At 76.0% G+C, this 17,798-nt stretch carries 17 protein-coding genes; 10 read left to right on the plus strand and 7 right to left on the minus strand.

From position 1 onward, the window contains the following. Nucleotides 1–12 precede the first annotated feature (12 nt). From QFZ62_RS04495 to QFZ62_RS04510, 4 genes are all read left to right on the plus strand, one after another. Complete coding sequence (locus QFZ62_RS04495; protein ID WP_307502248.1) at nucleotides 13–957, plus strand: trans-aconitate 2-methyltransferase; 945 nt, start codon at nucleotides 13–15, stop codon at nucleotides 955–957. Between the two features lie 91 nt (nucleotides 958–1,048). After that, complete coding sequence (locus QFZ62_RS04500; protein ID WP_307502250.1) at nucleotides 1,049–1,840, plus strand: hypothetical protein; 792 nt, start codon at nucleotides 1,049–1,051, stop codon at nucleotides 1,838–1,840. Then, nucleotides 1,830–3,590, plus strand: coding sequence for a DEAD/DEAH box helicase (locus QFZ62_RS04505; protein ID WP_307502253.1), 1,761 nt, complete (start codon nucleotides 1,830–1,832; stop codon nucleotides 3,588–3,590). Before QFZ62_RS04500 ends, QFZ62_RS04505 begins: the two co-directional genes overlap by 11 nt. A gap of 95 nt (nucleotides 3,591–3,685) precedes the next feature. Beyond that, a complete protein-coding gene (locus tag QFZ62_RS04510) occupies nucleotides 3,686–4,252 on the plus strand; it encodes a GNAT family N-acetyltransferase (protein ID WP_307502256.1) in 567 nt (188 codons plus the stop codon). Nucleotides 4,253–4,265: 13 nt separating this feature from the next. On the opposite strand, the gene QFZ62_RS04515 is transcribed toward QFZ62_RS04510, so the two are convergent. After that, entirely contained in the window at nucleotides 4,266–5,006 is a 741-nt protein-coding gene (locus QFZ62_RS04515) for an SDR family NAD(P)-dependent oxidoreductase (RefSeq protein WP_307502259.1), read from the minus strand. Nucleotides 5,007–5,138: 132 nt separating this feature from the next. Here QFZ62_RS04515 and QFZ62_RS04520 point away from each other — a divergent pair, with 132 nt between their 5' ends. Continuing rightward, nucleotides 5,139–6,017 (plus strand): helix-turn-helix domain-containing protein, encoded by an 879-nt coding sequence (locus QFZ62_RS04520; RefSeq protein ID WP_307502261.1) that lies wholly within the window; start codon nucleotides 5,139–5,141, stop codon nucleotides 6,015–6,017. 37 nt (nucleotides 6,018–6,054) lie between these two features. Here the strand turns inward: QFZ62_RS04520 and QFZ62_RS04525 are convergent, their stop codons facing one another. Next, on the minus strand, nucleotides 6,055–6,789 hold the full coding sequence (locus QFZ62_RS04525) for a TetR/AcrR family transcriptional regulator (protein ID WP_307502265.1): 735 nt from the start codon (nucleotides 6,787–6,789) through the stop codon (nucleotides 6,055–6,057). Between the two features lie 80 nt (nucleotides 6,790–6,869). Between QFZ62_RS04525 and QFZ62_RS04530 the strand changes: the two genes are divergently transcribed. Continuing rightward, the gene (locus QFZ62_RS04530) at nucleotides 6,870–8,354 is read left to right on the plus strand and encodes an MFS transporter (protein WP_307502267.1); all 1,485 of its coding nucleotides are present in this window, start codon (nucleotides 6,870–6,872) and stop codon (nucleotides 8,352–8,354) included. A gap of 151 nt (nucleotides 8,355–8,505) precedes the next feature. Here the strand turns inward: QFZ62_RS04530 and QFZ62_RS04535 are convergent, their stop codons facing one another. Next, entirely contained in the window at nucleotides 8,506–9,822 is a 1,317-nt protein-coding gene (locus QFZ62_RS04535; RefSeq protein WP_307502271.1) for a carboxylesterase family protein, read from the minus strand. 77 nt (nucleotides 9,823–9,899) lie between these two features. On the opposite strand from QFZ62_RS04535, the gene QFZ62_RS04540 reads away from it, so the two are divergent. Next, a complete protein-coding gene (locus tag QFZ62_RS04540; protein WP_307502274.1) occupies nucleotides 9,900–10,511 on the plus strand; it encodes a TetR/AcrR family transcriptional regulator in 612 nt (203 codons plus the stop codon). A 30-nt stretch (nucleotides 10,512–10,541) separates the two neighbouring features. On the opposite strand, the gene QFZ62_RS04545 is transcribed toward QFZ62_RS04540, so the two are convergent. Continuing rightward, on the minus strand, nucleotides 10,542–10,973 hold the full coding sequence (locus QFZ62_RS04545; RefSeq protein WP_307502276.1) for a low molecular weight phosphatase family protein: 432 nt from the start codon (nucleotides 10,971–10,973) through the stop codon (nucleotides 10,542–10,544). Between the two features lie 384 nt (nucleotides 10,974–11,357). Between QFZ62_RS04545 and QFZ62_RS04550 the strand changes: the two genes are divergently transcribed. Both QFZ62_RS04550 and QFZ62_RS04555 read left to right on the plus strand, forming a co-directional pair. Beyond that, entirely contained in the window at nucleotides 11,358–11,711 is a 354-nt protein-coding gene (locus tag QFZ62_RS04550; RefSeq protein WP_307502278.1) for a helix-turn-helix transcriptional regulator, read from the plus strand. Continuing rightward, nucleotides 11,708–12,421 (plus strand): cation transporter, encoded by a 714-nt coding sequence (locus QFZ62_RS04555; protein WP_307502281.1) that lies wholly within the window; start codon nucleotides 11,708–11,710, stop codon nucleotides 12,419–12,421. Before QFZ62_RS04550 ends, QFZ62_RS04555 begins: the two co-directional genes overlap by 4 nt. A 36-nt stretch (nucleotides 12,422–12,457) precedes the next feature. On the opposite strand, the gene QFZ62_RS04560 is transcribed toward QFZ62_RS04555, so the two are convergent. Next, a complete protein-coding gene (locus tag QFZ62_RS04560; protein WP_307502283.1) occupies nucleotides 12,458–15,259 on the minus strand; it encodes a sialate O-acetylesterase in 2,802 nt (933 codons plus the stop codon). A 350-nt stretch (nucleotides 15,260–15,609) separates the two neighbouring features. Here QFZ62_RS04560 and QFZ62_RS04565 point away from each other — a divergent pair, with 350 nt between their 5' ends. Then, nucleotides 15,610–16,086, plus strand: coding sequence for a DUF3817 domain-containing protein (locus QFZ62_RS04565; RefSeq protein ID WP_307502286.1), 477 nt, complete (start codon nucleotides 15,610–15,612; stop codon nucleotides 16,084–16,086). On the opposite strand, the gene QFZ62_RS04570 is transcribed toward QFZ62_RS04565, so the two are convergent. Continuing rightward, a complete protein-coding gene (locus QFZ62_RS04570; protein WP_307502288.1) occupies nucleotides 16,071–16,733 on the minus strand; it encodes a YitT family protein in 663 nt (220 codons plus the stop codon). The genes QFZ62_RS04565 and QFZ62_RS04570 overlap by 16 nt on opposite strands. Nucleotides 16,734–16,845: 112 nt before the next feature. Next, entirely contained in the window at nucleotides 16,846–17,724 is an 879-nt protein-coding gene (locus tag QFZ62_RS04575; RefSeq protein WP_307502291.1) for a siderophore-interacting protein, read from the minus strand. Between the last annotated feature and the right edge of the window lie 74 nt (nucleotides 17,725–17,798).

Below are 17,798 nucleotides of genomic sequence, written 5' to 3' on the forward strand. Positions count from 1 at the left end.
GACCATGGGTGCATGCCGCCACTGCCCGCCCGTCCCCTCGTCCACCCCGACGCCCGCCGCCCCGCGCCGCCCCGCGGCCACGGTCACGGCCACGCGCACGGGACCGGTGACGCCCAACCGCACGGCACGGCCGACGCCCCTCTCGCCGCCATGCTCGACCTCGACGCCCGCATCCTGCACCGCCACCAGCTCGAGCTGACCACCTGGATCCGCCGCCTCGCCCGCGACACGGCCAGCCGGGTCGTCGTCGACCTCGGCGCGGGGACGGGCACCGGCACGGTCGCGCTCGCGCGGCGGTTCGACGCCGCCCAGGTCATCGCGGTGGACGCGAGCGCACCCATGCTCGCCCGCGTCGCCGAGCGCGCGGTCGTCGACGGGCTCGCCGGCCGCATCCGCACGGTGCGCGCGGACCTCGACGCGGGCTGGCCCGCGCTGCCGCCCGCCGACCTCGTGTGGGCCTCGCTGATGCTGCACGAGGTCGCGGATCCCGCGCGCCTCCTCGGCCGCGCCCGCGACGGCCTCGCTCCGGGCGGCATCCTGGCCGTCGTCGAGATGGACGGGCCGCCCCGCTTCCTCCCCGACGAGCTCGATCCCGCACTCGGGCGCCCGGGCCTGGCGGACCGCCTCGACGACGCGGTCACGCACGGCGGGACCGGCGGCCCGTCGCACCCGGACTGGGCGCCGTGGCTCGAGGCGGCGGGGCTCGTGGACGTCGAGACGCACACCTGGCGCATCGATCCCGACCCGGCGGATCCGGTCGCCGCGGCCGCGACGCTCCCCTACGCCCGCGCCTGGCTGTCCCGCGTCCGCGACCGCTCCGCCGACCGCCTCGACGCGGACGACCGCGCGGCGCTCGACGCCCTCCTCGCCCCGGACGGCCCGCACGCCCTCGCCCGGATCCCGGACCTGCGCCTCCGCGGCACCCGCACCGCGTACGTGGGCCGGCGCCCGCGCTGACCGCGCCTCGCGTCATCCGCTGTTCACCGGGCGCGCGCGACGTTCGCCCGGCGCCGTCGCGCCCGCGCCGCGACCCGGTGATGCTGGGAGCGTGACGGACGCCGACCGCACTCCCCCGCCCCTCCGCGGCGGCCGCGTCCGCGCGGTCGGCGCGCGCCTGGTCGCCGCCCTCCTCCTCGCCGCGTCCGCCGCCCTGCAGGTCGACGCCTCGCTCCAGCGCTGGGTCACGGCGCGGAGCGCGCTGCCGGTCTCCCGGCGCGACGCGATCGAGTCGCACGAGTTCGACCACGGAACCCCGACCGCGGGCTGGGTGCCGATCGGCGACGCCGCGGAGCGACACGGGGTCGGCATGATCCTGCTGGCCCTCGCCGTGGTGGCGCTCGCGGTCGCCGTGGGCGCGGGCGGATGGACGGGCGCGCTCGTGACGCTGGCCGTGGCCGGGCCCTTCGCCCTCGCGGGGGCCCACGCACTGCGGTCGGGGCTCGCGGGCGCGCCCTCGCCCCTCGCCGGGGTGCTGCTCCTCCCCGCGCTCCTCGGCCTCGCGGGGCTGGTGGCGGTCGCCGTCATCCGGCCGGGCCGGGCGCACGCCTCCCTCCTCGACGCCGTCGCGCTCGTGCTCCTGACCGCGCCCGCGCTGCCCGGCTACCTATTCGCGGCCTTCCTCATCGCGCCCCTGATCCACGGGGACACCTCCTACGACACGACGCCGTGGACGGAGACGGTCATCGGCGCCGAGGTCGGCCTCGGGGCCCTCGTGCTGCTCGTCGCCGCCGCCGCGGCCGCCCTGTCCCGCGGCGCGGCGCGTCCGCGGATGCATCGCCGATCCGCCCGCGGTGGGGCCCGCGGCGCCGCCGACCCCCTACCGTTGGAGGATGAGCACTGACGACACCGCATCCACCCCCGACGCGGACGCCGCCCCCCGCACGACCTTCAGCGACCTCGGCCTCTCCGACCAGGTCCTCAAGGCCCTCAAGGACGTGGGCTACGAGACGCCCTCCGCGATCCAGGCGGCCACCATCCCCTCCCTCCTCTCCGGCCGCGACGTCCTCGGCGTCGCCCAGACCGGCACCGGCAAGACGGCCGCGTTCGCGCTGCCGATCCTCAGCAACCTCGACGTGTCGCAGAAGACGCCGCAGGCCCTCGTGCTCGCGCCCACCCGCGAGCTCGCGCTCCAGGTGTGCGAGGCGTTCGAGCGCTACGCGTCCGGCATGCGCGGCGTGCACGTGCTCCCCGTCTACGGCGGCCAGGGCTACGGCGTGCAGCTGTCGGCCCTCCGCCGCGGCGTGCACGTGGTCGTCGGCACCCCCGGCCGCATCATGGACCACCTCGACAAGGGCACCCTCGACCTGTCGCAGCTGAAGTTCCTCGTGCTCGACGAGGCCGACGAGATGCTCAAGATGGGCTTCGCGGAGGACGTGGAGACGATCCTCGCGGACACCCCGAAGTCGAAGCAGATCGCGCTGTTCTCGGCCACGATGCCGGCGCAGATCCGCCGCATCTCGGGCAAGTACCTGCAGGACCCCGAGGAGATCACGGTCAAGAACAAGACCACGACCTCCGCGAACACCTCGCAGCGCTACCTCATGGTGTCGTACCCGCAGAAGGTCGACGCCCTCACGCGCATCCTCGAGACCGAGAACTTCGAGGGGATGATCGTGTTCGTCCGCACGAAGAACGAGACCGAGACGCTCGCCGAGAAGCTGCGGGCCCGCGGGTACGCGGCGGCGGCCATCTCGGGCGACGTCGCGCAGGCGCAGCGCGAGCGCACGGTCGAGCAGCTGAAGTCCGGCAAGCTCGACATCCTCGTCGCCACCGACGTCGCGGCCCGCGGCCTCGACGTGGAGCGCATCAGCCACGTCGTCAACTACGACATCCCCATCGACACCGAGTCGTACGTGCACCGCATCGGCCGCACGGGTCGCGCGGGACGCAGCGGCGCGGCGATCAGCTTCGTCACGCCCCGCGAGCGCCGCCTCCTCACCGCCATCGAGAAGGCCACGCGCCAGCCGCTCACCGAGATGCGCATGCCGAGCGCGGAGGACGTCAACGTCACGCGCCTCACCCGCTTCGACGACGCCATCACCCAGGCGCTCCAGGACCGCGAGCGCCTCGATGCGTTCCGCGACATCGTGGGCCACTACGTCAACCACCACGACGTCGTCGAGTCCGACGTGGCCGCCGCGCTCGCCATCGTCGCGCAGGGCGACACCCCGCTCCTCCTCTCGGCGGACGACCTCCGCCCGCCGCGCGTCGAGCGCGAGCGCCGGGACGACCGTCCGGGACGCGACGGCGACGACCGCGGCGAGCGCCGGGCCCGTCCCGCGCGCGGCAGCGGCAACATGGCGACGTACCGCATCGACGTCGGCCGCCGTCACCGCGTGGAGCCCCGCCAGATCGTGGGCGCGCTCGCCAACGAGGGCGGCTTCAGCCGCGAGGACTTCGGCCACATCGACATCCGCCCGGACTTCTCGCTCGTCGAGCTGCCCGCCGGCCTCGACCAGGACAAGCTCGACCGCCTGTCGGGCACGCAGATCAACGGCCGGCCGATCGACATCCGCCCCGACCGCGGCGGTCCCCGTGCCGCCGAGCGCGGCGCCGCCCCCGAGCGCCGGGGACGCAAGCCCCGCGACTGATCCGCGTCCGCGCCCTCGACGGCCCGTCCCCATGCACGTGGGGACGGGCCGTCGTCGCGTCCGGGGCGGCCCTGCCCCGCCGATAGCGTGGCCCGATGGATCCCGTCACCCTTCGCACCGCGCGCCTGACGCTCCGCCCGCCCGTGCCCGGCGACGTCGACGCGATCGCGGCCGCCTGCCAGGACCCGGCGATCCAGCGCTACGTGCCCGTCCCCGTGCCGTACACCCGTGATGACGCCGACTCCTACGTGGCGGACTTCTGCGCGGACGGCTGGGCGTCCGGCGAGCGCCTCACCTGGGCCGCGGTCGAGGGAGGGCGGCCCGTCGGCACGGTCGGCCTGCACGCCATCGCGGACGGCGCCGCGGAGATCGGGTACTGGCTCGCTCCCGGTGCGCGCGGCCGCGGGATCATGCGCGAGGCGGCCGCGGCGGTCGTCGACCACGCATTCGACACCGGATCCGGCCTCGGCCTCGCCCGCATCGGCTGGCGCGCCTACGCCGGCAACACCGGATCCGCCGCCGTCGCCCGCGCCCTCGGCTTCCGCTTCGAGGGCGTCGCCCGGCTCGGGGCGCTCGGCCGCGACGGCCGCGAGGACGACTGGCTCGCTGCCCTCCTCGCGACGGACGACCGCGCCCCGCGGCCGTGGGCGGTGCTCCGGTGAGCGGCGACTCGGGTCAGCGTCCCGGCAGCATCGACAGCGCGGCCGTGCGCCGCTGCAGGAGCTCGGCGTACGTGCCGTCGCGCTCGGCGTGCCGGAGGTGGCGCGCGGCCTCCACCACGATCTCGCGCGGCGCGGGCTCGGTCGTGAGGAGGCTGACCACCTCGTCGAGGTAGGCGTCGAGCGGGAGCGCGGCCGGGTTCACCCGCTCCTGCCCGCTCGTCGCCACCGCCGGCGGGATCAGCTCGGTGACCCCGACGCCCGTCCCCGCGAGCTGCGCCCGGAGCGCCTCGGTGTACGCATGGACGCCGGCCTTCGACGCCCCGTAGGACGGCATGGGCGGGAACGGCAGGAAGGCGATGCCCGAGGACACGGTGATGACGTCCCCGTCGCCGCGACCGACCAGGTGCGGGGTGAACGCGTCGATCACGCGGATCGTGCCGAGGAGGTTCACCTGCATCGTCGTCTCCGTGGCGGCGAAGTGGGCGGGGTCGCGGAGGTCCTCCATGAGGAGCACGCCCGCCATCGTCACCACGAGGTCGAGGTCGGGATGCGCCGCGATGACCTCGTCCCGGGCGCGGAGGACGGAGTCCGGGTCCGTCACGTCGATGCGCACCGAGGCGAGTCCCTCCACCACCCCCGCCGTGCGTCCGCCGACGATCACGGTGCTGCCGGCGGCGGCGAGGCGGCGGGCGAGGCCGAGCCCGATGCCCGTGGTACCGCCGACGATGAGGGCGGTGCGGTGCGCGATGTCCATGGTGTCTCCCTGGTGTCCGGTGATGGGTGCGAGTCGAGGATCGCGTGCTGCCCGCGGCACGGGCAGGTCCCCCGTGATCCGGGGTGCGGCGGGGCCCCTCTCCCGTGCTCGGCTCGGGATAGCGTCGAGGCCATGGATCCGACGACGAGGGACGACGGCGCGGGGAACCGCCTCGGCGAGTACCTCCGAGCGCGCCGCGGCCTCGTGTCCCCGGACAGCGTCGGCATGCCCGCGGGCGCGCGGCGGCGCGTTCCCGGCCTCCGGAGGGAGGAGGTCGCGATGCTCGCCGGCATCAGCCCCGACTACTACCTCCGACTCGAGCGCGGGCGCGACCGGCACCCGTCGGCGCAGGTCCTCACCGCCCTCGCGCGCGTCCTCCAGCTCGACGAGGTCGAGGCCGCGTACCTCGCCGAGCTGGCGGTGCCCCCGGCGCGCAACCGCCGCGTCCGCCGCACGGAGCACGTGCCCGCGCGACTGCACCACCTCCTGGCCGCGCTCGACGTGCCGGCCTTCGTCGAGGGCCGTGCGTTCGACGTGCTGGCCGCGAACCCCCTCGCCGTCGCCTTCTCGCCCCGGCTGCGCATCGGCGAGAACCGGCTGCGGTCGCTCCTGCTGGATCCCGAGGAGCGCGCCTTCCACGACGACTGGGAGGGCGCCGTGGCGGGCTTCGTCGCGATGGCCCGCCGCTCCCTGGGTGATGACGTGACGGATCCGCGCGCGGTCGAGCTGGTGGGCGAGCTGTCACTCGCGAGCGCCCGCTTCCGCACCCTCTGGGCCCGGCAGGACGTGCGGGACGTGGTGGGCGGGACCACCACCGTCCATCATCCGGCCGTCGGCACGATGCGGCTGCATCGCGAGAAGCTGCCGGTCGAGGACGTGGTGCTCGTCGCCTACTACGCGGACGCCGGCAGCGAGGACGCCGACCGCCTGCGCCTGCTCGGCGCGCTGGCGCGGACCTCGGAGGACCAGGCGGACGCCGCACGGCACGCGGAGACGCCGCACCGGGCGTGAGCCAGCCGGTCGGCGAGGGCCGACCCCCGCGGTCCGCCTAGGCGAGCCCGGCCTGCAGCCGCAGGCCTGCCAGGAGCAGGTCGAGTCCGGAGCGGAAGACGTCGAGGTCGTCGTGCGTGGCCATCTCGTCGGCGGCGTGGTGCGCGAAGGGGAACTCCTCCGGGTCGAGGGCGCGCCAGCGGTCGGCGTACATGCCCAGGAACTCCGACCGGTCCAGCCCGCTCTCCAGGAACTCCCGCGGCGGCGGCTCCACCAGGTCGGCGGCGACCCCGACGACGTAGCTGATGATCGAGGACACGGCGTGGAACCGCTGTCGGGGGCTCAGGTCCAACCCCATGAGCTGCTGCCCGAGGCGCTCGTACATCGCCATGGAGTTGGGCTGCAGCCCGTTGTTGCGGAGCATGTACTGGCCGAACCACGGCCGACGGACGAACTCGTCGAAGAGCGCCAGGGCCACGGCGCGCACGTTGTCCACCGGGTCGGGCCCGTGGGTGAGGGGCTCGCTCTCGGCGAGGACCCGGCCCATGACCTCCTCGGTGGCGCGCTCGAGCAGCTCGTCGCGGCTCGCCACGTACCAGTAGATGCTCGCCACCCCGCCGCCGAGGCGCGCCGCGAGCGCGCGGAAGGTCAGCCCCCGCTCCCCCGACTCGTCGAGGATCGCGATGGCCTCCCCCAGCACCGTGTCGAGCGAGTGCGACGCCCGCTGGCGACCGCGGGCGCGGGCGGGCGGCGTCGAGGAGGCCACGGGCTTCGTCGGGTGATCGGCAGGCATGCCTTGCATCTTACCGAACGACGTTCCATACTGTCGAACGCCGTCCGATACTCGTACGGCGTTCGATAGAGAGGTCCACGATGACCACGGTGCTGACCACCCCCACCCCACTCCGCCCCTACACCTCGATCCGCGCGGCGGCCCTCCCGCTGGCCGCCCTCTGCCTGGCCTTCTTCGTCGAGATGGTGGACAACACGCTGCTCTCGATCGCCCTGCCCACGATCGGCCGCTCGCTCGACAGCGGCACGACGGGGCTCCAGTGGGTGACGGGCGCCTACTCCCTCACCTTCGGCGGACTGCTGCTGACCGCGGGGTCCGCCGCCGACCGCTTCGGGCGCCGTCGGGTGCTGCTGGCCGGCCTCGCGGCCTTCGGCCTCATCAGCCTCGCCGTCCTCCTGGTCACCGACATCGGCCAGCTCATCGCCCTGCGCGCGGCGCTCGGGTGCGCGGCCGCGGCCATGGCGCCCGTGACGATGTCGCTGGTCTTCCGCCTCTTCGACGACCAGCGGCTGCGCATGCGCGCGATCACGATCCTCATGGTCGTCGGCATGTCCGGCATGGTGCTCGGGCCGCTCCTCGGCGGATCGGTCCTCAGCGCGTTCAGCTGGCAGTGGCTGCTCGTCGTCAACGCGCCCATCGCGCTGCTCGTCTTCTTCGGCGTCCGCGCCGGGGTCCCCGCCGACCGTCGCGAGGACCTCACCTCGGAGCGCCTCGACCTGCCCGGCACGGTCCTCACCGTCGCCGCGATCGGGCTCGGCTGCTACACCCTCACCAGCGGCGTGGAGCACGGCTGGCTCTCGTCCGTCACGCTCGCCTGCGGCCTCGGCACCGTGGCGGCCGTCGCCGGCTTCGTCCTCCGCGAACGGAGCGCGGCCGCGCCCATGATCGACCTCGCGCTCTTCCGGAGCGGACCCGTGCGAGGTGCAGCGCTCACGCAGCTCGGGGCGTCGGTCGCCTTCGCCAGCGTCCTCTTCGGCCTGATCCTGCACTTCCAGTACGCCTACGGCTGGAGCCCGATGCGCGCCGGGCTCGCGAACCTGCCCGTCATCGCGACGATGATCGCGGCCACGCCCGCCGCCGAGCAGCTCGCCGCCCGCCTCGGCCACCGCCTGGCCTGCCTCGTCGGCACCGGGCTCCTGGTGGCCTCGCTGCTCGGCATGGCCTGGGCGGTGGAGCACGGCTACCTCGCGATCGCCGCGATGATGGTCCTGATGACGATCGGGCTGCGGATCATCATGACCATCTGCGCGGTCGCCCTCGTCGAGGCGATGCCGGCGAACCGGACCTCGATCGGCGCCGCCCTCAACGACACGTCCCAGGAGCTCGGCACCAGCCTCGGGACGGCCGTCGTCGGCACCCTCATCGCCGCCCTCGTCACGAGCGCCCTCCCCGCGGGCGCCTGGGGCCCGGATCTCGTCCAGGCGTTCTTCACGGGCGAGCGGATCAGCTACCTGGCCGTCGCCGTCCTGGTGGGCGTGATCGCGACGATCGGCTCGCTCTCCCTCACCGACTCCCGCGCCACGGAGGAGCCCGCGCGATCCGACGCCGAGCACGCCGCGGTGTGAGCGACGGGCCGCGACGGCGGCCACCGGGACCCCGGATCGCCGCGATCGATCCGGTCCCGCACGGGATACGTCCACGTGGTCGGGAACGCGGACGAGCTCCGGCACCTGCAGGCGCTCCCCCGCGACGCGCACCGCTGACGCGGGCTGCCGCTCAGCCCGCGACGCGCCGCAGCTCCAGCACCCCCGGCACGACCTGCCGCGTCGGGTTCCGCCCGCGCGCGAAGTCGCCCCACACCTGCCGCATCCGGCGGGCGTCGCGCTGGATCCCCTCCCACGGCGCGCCCGCGAGGAGCCCGGCACCGCGCCACGCCTCCTCGTCGCCGAAGAGCAGCGGCAGGTCGGCGGTGTGCGCGGCGCCAAACGGGCTGCCGGGCGCGGACCAGCGGATGACGTAGCGGTGGGCCGTGCCGCCGGCGCGCGCGTGCCGCCGGGCGAAGCGGCGGGCGGGACGTCCGTAGACGATGGCCGTCACGGCGGCCACGGCCGCGCGGCGGACGAGCGGCCCGAGGACGGGGACGCGCGTCACGCGCGCGAGCCACGGGATCCCCGGCAGGAACAGCCGCGCCTCCTCCGCGGTGGTGCCGATGAGCAGGTCGACGGCGGGCGCGGCGCGGTCCCATGCGGCGTCGAGACGCGACTCGGGCGGCAGCGGCGCGTGCCCGTACTGGGTGCCGAACGGCATCGCGCCGAGGAGGCCGTACGGCGCCGCGGCGCGCTCGACCTCGCGCTGACGCGCGAGCACGTCCTCGACGGGCATCCCGGCGGTGAGCCCGCGGGAGGCGCGCGCCATCGCCGCGTTCATCCGCCGCCGGCCGCGGGAGATCCCGAGGGGCGCGCTCTGGATGATCGCCCTCCCGAACAGGCCCGCGGCCTCCGGCACGGCCATCAGGTGCGCGACCGCGTCGCCGCCCGCGGACTGCCCGAACGCGGTCACGCGATCCGGGTCGCCGCCGAACGCGCGGATGTTGCGCGCGACCCAGCGCAGCGCCTCCAACTGGTCGAGGAGGCCGAGGTTCGCGGGTCGGCCGCCGCCGTCGCCGAGGTAGCCGAGCAGCCCGAGCCGGTAGGTGACCGTGACCACCACCACGCGCTGCTCCGCGACGAGGGGCGCCGGATCCATGATCGGCACGTCCCCGGCCCCCGAGACGTAGGAGCCGCCGTGGATCCACACCATCACCGGCAGCCCCTCGTCCGCCCGCGCGTCGCGCGGCATCGTCACGGACACGCGCAGGCAGTCCTCGTCGACGGCGAGGTGGGCGAAGCTCCCGAGCACGTCGTCGAGCTCGGGGAGGGGCCGCTGCGGGCACGCGGGCGCCCAGGCGAGCGCGTCCCGCGGCGTCGACCAGTCCGGGTGCGCGACGGGCGGGGCGAAGCGGGCGGCGGTCGCGTAGGGGATGCCGGTCGCGCGGACGACGTCGCCGTCGGCCCAGCCGACGACGGGTCCGCAGGGCGGCGAGCAGGCGCTCATCCGATCGACGCTACCGTTCGGGGAGCGTTCGCCGGCACGCCCGCGGACCGCCGGGACCGCGGTGCTACCGTGACGCCATGCCCCGCCTGATCGACCACGCCCGCCGCGAGGAGGAGCTCGCCGAGGCGGTGTGGCGGGTCATCCGGCGCGAGGGCGCGAGCGGCGTCTCCGTCCGCACGGTCGCCGCCGAGGCGGGCCTGAGCACCGGGTCCCTCCGGCACAGCTTCCCCAGCCGCATCGACCTCGTCGCGCACGCGACGGCGCTGGTGGCGGAGCGCATCGACGGGCGCATCCGGAGCCGCCGCACCGACCCGGATCCGCGGCGGCGGGCCGTCCGGATCCTCGCCGAGCGCCTGCCCCTGGACGACGCACGGCGCGCCGAGGCGGAGGTCACGACGGCGCTCCTCGCCGACGCGGCGTCGCACCCGCGCCTCCGCGAGGTGCGGACGCGGGCGCACGCGGCGGCCCGCGAGACCTGCCTCGCGCAGCTCGCGCAGCTGCGGGCCGCGGGACTGCTGCGCCCCGACGCCGATCCCGACCTCGAGGCCGACCACCTGCAGGCGCTCCTCGCGGGGCTCGCCCTGCAGCTGCTCGTGGCGGAGCCGGATCCGGCGCGGGCCGCCCGCGCGCTCGGCGTGCTCGAGCGGCACGTGGACGCGCTCGTGGCGCGACGGGCGGGACCGCCCTGACCGTCCCGACCGCCCTACGCGCGTCGACGCCTAGCCCGCGGCGGGCGCTCCCCCGCCGAGCCGCCCGCGCAGCTCCTCGACGCGTGCCCGGATGTCGTCCCGCACGAGCCGCATCCGCTCCATGCCGTCGATGCCGCGCTCCGACGGCTCGTCCGTGATCCAGGTCTCGACCGCGACGCCCCGGTCGCCGTCCACGTGGGCCTCGGCACCGAGGACCACCACGAGGTCGGCCGCGCGCACCATGTCGTCGGTGAGGGGCTTGGGGCGCTCGTCGCCCACCTCGATGCCGAGCTCGGCCAGCGACTCCACGGCGAGCGCGTTGAGCGAGGTCCCGGGATCCGTGCCGGCGGAGGCGACCGTGACAGCGTCGCCGGCGTCGTGGCGCATGAGCGCCGCCGCGAGCTGGGACTTGCCGCCGTTGCGGGCGCAGACGAAGACGACGTGCGGGGCGTGGTCGGGCATGGATCCTCCGGGGCTCGGGTGCGCGCCGCGGTTCGGCGCGACGGTCCGATCCTGCCATCCGCCGGGCGGGGAGCCGGTGATCCGGGAGCAGCTCGCGTTCCCCGCCCGCCCCGACCGAACGAAGGACGGGACCCGGTCGCGGCGACAGGGGATCCTTCCCATCCGCCTCCACCCGAAGAAGACGCCTCGCAGCGGACCCGCTCTCGGCGGCACACGCCCCGCCCTTCGCGGCTCATCATCCGCGCACCATCCCCCGAGCATCAGGGGCTTGACAGTGACCCCCTCCTCGGGGCCCGGACGACGAGCTGCCGAGGCGGCCGGCGGCCTGATGCGCCTCCCACGCGAGAGGGCACGACGGTACAGCGCATGCTGTACCGTCGTGGCATGACCCTGCTCGCCTCGCGTCTCGACGCCATGACCCGGCTCGGCCGGGCGCTCGCGGATCGCACGCGCTCCCGCATCCTCGTCGAGCTCCTCGACGGCCCCGCCTACCCGGCGCTCCTCGCGGAGTCGCTCGGCCTGACCCGGCAGAACGTGTCGAACCACCTGAGCTGCCTTCGCGGCTGCGGGATCGTCCGCACCGTGCCCGAGGGCCGCAGCACGCGCTACGAGATCGCCGACGCGCGCATCGCCCGCGGCCTCGGCGCGCTCGTGGAGGTCGTGCTCGCGGTCGACGAGGAGCGGATGTGCGCGGATCCCGCCCTCTGCGACCCGGGCTGCTGCGAGGTCCACGCGTGACCGCCGCGTCCGGCGCCGCGGGGTCGCCCGCGCCGGCGGCCCCCGCGCTCACCACCGCCCGCCGCGACCTGCTACGCCGCCGCATCCGGTGGATCGTCGCCGGCACCATCGCGTGGAACACCGTCGAGGCCGTCGTCGCCCTGTCCGCCGGCGCCATCGCGTCATCGACGGCCCTCGTGGCGTTCGGGCTCGACTCCATCGTGGAGGTGCTCGCCGCCTCCGCCGTCGCCTGGCAGTTCTCCGCGCCGGATCCCGAGCGCCGCGAGCGCACGGCCCTCCGGCTCATCGCGGTGTCGTTCCTCGGCCTCGCCGCCTACGTGAGCGTCGACGCCGTGCTCGCGCTCGTCGGCGGATCCGAGGCCCGGCCGAGCGCCACGGGCATCGTCCTCGCCGCCCTCAGCCTCGCCGTCATGCCCGTGCTCAGCCTGCTGGAGCGCCGGACGGGCACCGAGCTCGGCTCCGCCAGCGCGGTCGCCGACTCGCGGCAGACCCTCGTCTGCGCCTGGCTCTCGGCGGCGCTCCTCGTCGGGCTGCTGCTCGACGCGGGGCTCGGCTGGTGGTGGGCGGATCCCGTGGCGGGCCTCGCCATCGCCGCGTTCGCCGTCCGCGAGGGGCTCGAGGCGTGGCGCGGCGATGCGTGCGCCGTCCCCGTCGCGGCCCTCACGGGCGAGCGCGCGGCGGACGCGCACGACGACCGCTCCTGCTGCTGAGCGCGGCCGGGATCGCCCGGCCGCGCTCCCGCCGCCCTACCTCGTGAGCTGCACCGCGCCGGTGGCCCGCTGGTAGGCGGCGAAGTACCGGGCGCCCATCGCGCGCGCCCCGGCGGCCGTGTAGTGGATGGAGTCCTCGCTGCGGCTGTAGCCCGCGGCCCCGGGGATGTAGGACACGTTCGGTCGCAGCGCGGGCATGCCCTGGTGCGCGACGTCGATGGCCCGACCGAGCGGCGTCCCGCCGAGCCACTCGGGGACCATCCCGCCGATGAGGAACGGCACCGTGCCGTAGCGCGCGTCCAGCCGGTCGACGAGGTCGAGCAGCATCGTCCGGTACCCCGCCGTGGTCGTGCGCGTCGCGTCGGACTCGCCCTGGGCCCACACGACCGCGACGAGGCGGTTGTCGGGGTCCTGCGCGAGCGCCTGGTCGATCTGCCCGAGCGCGCGGGTGAACAGGTTGGTCCGGGAGCGCGTGTCCGACGGGTTCCAGGCGTAGGTCCCGTCGCCCGTCATCGAGGTGGACGCCATCGCCGCGGGGACGAGCAGCACCTTCCGGCCCGGGCGCGCGTCGGCGAGCATGCGCCGGCCGAGCTCCATCCCGGGGCCCACCGCCTGCACGCCGCCGGTGAAGACCCACGTGGTCACGTGGTGGAGCGAGTCCTGAGCGGGCACGATCCGCCCGGCCTGGGCGCCGCTGCCGGCGAGCTGGTCGAGGCCGGGGACGCTCACGTCGACGGACGGGTCCCAGCCGGTGCCGACGCCCTGCGCGTTCGACTGCCCGAGCACCACGACGACGTCGTAGCCCTCCCCGGTCGAGGCGATGGCGCGGGGCGCGGAGGTGCGGGAGGCGGGCGCGTACCCGTCGGCCCGTCCGGTGACGGTCACGGTGACCTGCGCCCCGGCGTCGCGCGGCGCCGGCACGTAGGTCGAGGCGGTGCGGCCCGGCACGACGATCCCGTCGCGCTTCCAGACGTAGGAGAGCCCGGTGGCCTCGGGCGTCCAGGCGGGCGTCTCGGCGGTGAGGGTCGATCCCACGGCGGGCGTCCCCGCGATGCTCGGGGTGGGAGCGGCTGCGAACGGCTCGTCGCCGGGAGCCGGGGCGGGCTGCGCGGGCGGCACGTCGAGCACGTCCACGACGGCTGCCGTCGGCGCGCTCGTGCGGCTGGCGTCCACGTAGCCGGTGCGCGAGCCGGTCACGGTCACCGTGATCCGCGATGCGGCGTCCGCCCGGCGCACCGCGTACGTCGCGTCGGTCGCGCCGAGCACGGTCACGCCGTCACGGGCCCACGCGTAGGAGTAGGTCGTCACCGCGGGCGTCCAGGCCGGCGTCGCGGCGCGCAGGGTGGTCCCGGCGACGGGCGGTCCCTGGATCGCGGGCGCCGCCGTCGCCTCGAAGGGCACGGGCGGCGCGGGCGGCGGCGGGGTGACGGGCGTCGCGACGATCTCGACGGCGGCGCTGGTCGCCGTCCGCGTGACGTAGCCCGTCCGGGTGCCGGTGACGGCGACCGCGATGCGCGTGCCCACGTCCCCCGCGACCACGCGGTAGCTCGCGCCGGTCTGGTCGGGGATCGGGACGCCGTCGCGCACCCACGCGTAGGAGAAGGACGGCGACGGGCTCCAGGTGCCGGACCGGGCGGTGAGCGTCTGGTCCACGCGGGCCGTGCCCGCGACGGACGGCGTGCCGGTGACCGCGAAGGCGACGTCGGGGATCGGGGTCGGCGCGGGTGCGGGCGCCGTCGGCACCGGGGTCGGCGCCGGGGTGCTCGCAGCGGGGACCCGGATCCCGGCGCTCGGCTGGGACCGCGTCGCGTAGCCGGTCTTCGTGCCGGTGACGACGACGGCCAGGCGCGATCCCGCGTCCCCCGCCTGCACGCGGTAGGACACGCCGGTCTGCCCGGCGATCGCGACGCCGTCGCGGAGCCACGCGTAGGAGAACGTCGGCCACGGGGTCCAGACGCCGGCGCGCGCGATGAGGGTGGTGCCGACGCGGCCCGTGCCCGCGAGGGTGGGCGTGGCCGCCGCGACGAACGGGATCGTCGCGGGCGTCGTCGGCGCGGGGGCCGGGGCGGTGGTGGGCGCCGGGGTCGGGGCGGTCGTGGGCGCGGGGGTCGGTGCCGGGACGGGCGGCGTGGGCGCCGCGGTCGGCACCGTCACCGCGTCGCTGGTGACGGTGGTCGTCGCGTACCCGGTCCTCGTCCCGGTCACCGTCACGGCGAGCGCCCCGCCGCGATCGGCCTCGGTGACGCGGTGGGCCGCCCCGGTCTGCCCGGCGATGACGACGCCGTCGCGGGTCCACGCGTAGGAGAAGGTCGGCTGCGGGGTCCAGGTGCCGGGTCGCGCGGTGAGCGTGGACCCGACCTGGGCGGAGCCCGTCATCGTCGGCTTCGGCGCCGCCGTGAAGGTCGGGACGACGGGCGTCGGCACGGCCGCGGTCGGCGCGCTGGTCTGCGTGGAGGGGTCGTACCCGGTGCGGCTGCCGGTGACGGCGACCGTGACGACCGATCCCGCGTCGGCGGCGCGCACGGTGTAGGCCATGGTGGTCTGCCCGCTCACCGGCACCCCGTCGACGAGCCAGGCGTACCTGCTGGTCGTCGCGGCGGGGGTCCAGCGCGCGGTGGTGGCCAGGAGGCGCCGGCCGACGACGGCCGTGCCCGTGATGACGGGTGCGGGCGTCGCGGTGAACGACGCGGCCGTCGCGGTGACCTGCAGCAGGCGCAGCATCGAGGCGGTCGACGGCCGCCCGTCGGTCGCGGCCGGCGGCACGACGCTCGTGCCGGCGGCGACGCGCGTCGCGGCGGCGGTAGTCGTCGCGGCGGTGGTCGTCGCCGCGGCGGTCATCGCGGCCTCGGCCGGCGCGGCGGTCGGCTCGACCGCGACGAGCAGCGAGACCCCGAGGCTGAGCCCCGTGACGGCGGCGACGAGACGTGCGCGTGCGGATGCGGTGCGCGTCCCCCGTGTCGAGGCACGGCGGACGGCAGAGTGGTGCTCCCCCAATTGATCCCCCCAGATCGTCGAGGTGATCGCTCACCTCATGTCCAGATGCTCTCATACGCGGAGGGTGATGCGTGACACGTGTCCGTCCAGGGCCCCCAACGGTGCGCCCAGCTCCCGTTCGACGCCGCCGCGTACCCTGGGCACGACCTGACCGCCCGTCGATCCCGCGAGGATCCCCCGCCCCGGAAGGCCCCATGACGAACGCCCCGCATCCCGACGCCGCCCGCCCCGCCGAGTCCGGAGCGCGTCGCGCGGGGTCGTCCCCCGCAGCGGCGCCGCCGTCCGGCTTCGCGGCGCTCGTGCGCGGCACGCGCGCCCGGTCCGACCAGCCCTCGCGCCTCGGCCGTCTCTTCGCCGTCGTCGCGATCGTCGAGGCGGTCACGTGGACCGGCCTCCTCGTCGGCATGTTCCTCAAGTACGTGACCGAGACGACCGAGCTCGGCGTCTTCGTCTTCGGCCGCCTGCACGGCGCCGCGTTCGTGCTCTACGTGATCGTCACGGCCGTCGCGGCGATCCGCCTGCGCTGGGGCTGGAAGCCGGCGCTCCTCGCGGGTGCCGCCGCCATCCCGCCGCTCGCGACGCTGCCGCTCGAGGTCGGGCTGCGGCGTCGCGGCTACCTGCGCCGGCCGGCCGCCGTGTCCGACGGCGCCGTGGATCACACGCCGGTGTAGCGCCCCGGCCGGTGGTTGAGCGCGAGCACGAGGTTGAGCAGCACCGCGCCGACCGCCGACCACACGACGGACACGACGGACACGACGGTGAGGCCGAGCAGGATCACGGTCACGTCGAGGATCATCTGCGCGTACCCGGCCCGGAACCCGAACCGCTCCTGCACGACGAGCGCCACGATGTTGAAGCCGCCGAGGCTCGACCCGTGGCGGAACACCACGAGCAGCCCGATCCCGACGAGCAGGTTCCCCGCGAGCACCCCGTACACGGGCTGCAGCTCGAGCCCCGTCACCATCGCGGGGTGCAGGGTCGAGAACAGCGACACGAGCGCGACCGAGATGGCCGTGCGGATCGTGAACCGCCACCCCTTCTTCCACACGGCGAGCGCGAAGAACGGCGCGTTCACGACGAAGAACAGCACCCCGAACGGCAGCGCGCCCGTGTAGCTCAGCAGCAGCGCGAGCCCGGCGGTGCCGCCCGTGACGGCGCCGCTGTCCCGCAGCAGGAACAGCCCGAACGACGCGACGAACGTGCCGGTGAGGATCCCCAGCACGTCCTCGATCACGGAGTGCGGGATCCCCGCGGTCGTCGCCTCACCGGGGGCGACGGAGGGCGGGACGGGCAGGGGCTCGGACGCGGACGCGGTCATGGCGGTCTCCGGGGTGGGGGGACGGGATCGCGCGGGCGGTCGTGCCGCGTGCCGCGCAGGGACCAGCATGGCGGATGCGCGGGGTGGCGGCGGACGCGACCGGGCCCCGCACCTACGCGAAGATCGCCCCCACCGGCTCGCGCTTCTCGGCCTGGAAGCGGTCCTCGGCGCGGCCGAGCGCCCAGTAGGCCGAGAGCGACAGCGCCCGCCGGTCGATGCCCCAGCCGTCCTGCAGGATCGCCCGCAGCTCCTTCATCGCGCCGCGCTCGCCGTGCGCGAAGACCTCGACCTCGGCGTCCGGCCGGTCGAGGGCGCGCACGGCGTCGACGAGGGGCGCGCCCGGGACGGCGTCGGGCGTCCGCGACCGGTGGATCCACCGCACCTCGACGCCCGCAGGGTGCGCGAGCGGCAGCTCGTCGCCCGCGCCGTCGACCTCGATCAGCGCGACGCCGCGCGCGTCCGCGGGCATCGCGGCGAGCGCGGCGGCGATGGCGGGGACGGCCGAGTCGTCGCCGACCACGAGGCGCGCGAGGCCGGGGTCCGCGCTCGGCTGGAACAGCCCGCCGGGGCCGCTGGCCGCGAGCAGGTCGCCCGGCCGCGCGGTCGCCGCCCAGGGGCCCGCGAGCCCCTCGTCGCCGTGCACGACGAAGTCGATCGCCGCCGTGCCCGTCGCCGGATCCGCGTGCCGCAGCGTGTAGGTCCGCACCGCGGGCAGCGCCTCGGGCGGCAGGGTCGCGCGCAGCGCGGGCAGGTCGAACGGCGGGACGATCCCGGATCCGGGCTGCGGCAGCATCAGCTTCACGTACGCATCGGTCGACGCGAGCCGCTCCGGGTCCGCCTCCGCGAGGAGCGCGCGGGTGCCCGCCCCGCCGAGGTGCACGCGCACGAGGTGCGGGGACAGCCGCTCGGTGCGGATCACCTCCAGGACGTGCTGCGCCCTGGGGGCGCGGGCGGGACGGTCGGGGACGGCGGGTGCGGCGGAGTCGGTCATCGAGGACGATCCTCCGCTCCCCGCCTCCCCCTCGCAACGTGACGGTCCGGCGCGGGCCCTCGCCCGGTCGGGCA

The sequence above is a fragment of the Clavibacter sp. B3I6 genome, assembly GCF_030816895.1.
Classification (GTDB): domain Bacteria; phylum Actinomycetota; class Actinomycetes; order Actinomycetales; family Microbacteriaceae; genus Clavibacter.